This is a genomic window from Salmonella sp. SAL4457 (assembly GCF_046548235.1).
Taxonomy (GTDB): Bacteria; Pseudomonadota; Gammaproteobacteria; order Enterobacterales; family Enterobacteriaceae; genus Salmonella; species Salmonella enterica.
The window spans coordinates 1-279 of sequence record NZ_JBGDZO010000350.1; the positions used below are offsets into that span (position 1 = coordinate 1).

Annotated in this window: 1 protein-coding gene; it reads right to left on the reverse strand. The window is 63.4% G+C overall.

Annotation, left to right across the window (positions count from 1 at the left end; translation table 11 throughout):
* Positions 1-279 (reverse strand): hypothetical protein (locus tag ACLJNW_RS24605; protein WP_410961272.1); only part of this gene is annotated, 279 nt, incomplete at both ends.

The following is a 279-nucleotide window of genomic DNA, read 5'->3' on the forward strand; positions in this document are numbered from 1 at the left end:
GTATAAGAGACAGGCTTGACGTTGTTGCCCTTCAGGGTCCAGGCGTTGCTGCTCGGTTCGCAGCGGGTGTAGGTGCCATCCTTGAGCATGATGATGGCGTTCTCGCTGCGCTTGGCGTAAAGCGCGCTGCCGCGGGCATGGGCCTTGTGGATCACGTACTCGGCGTTGTCGACCTGGGCCTCGCCGTTGTCCAGCTGGACCTGGGCGTGGTCGCCGACCACCAGCATGCCCTTGTCGCGCAGCTTGACGTTGCCGACCAGTTCGCCGCGGTTTTCCAGC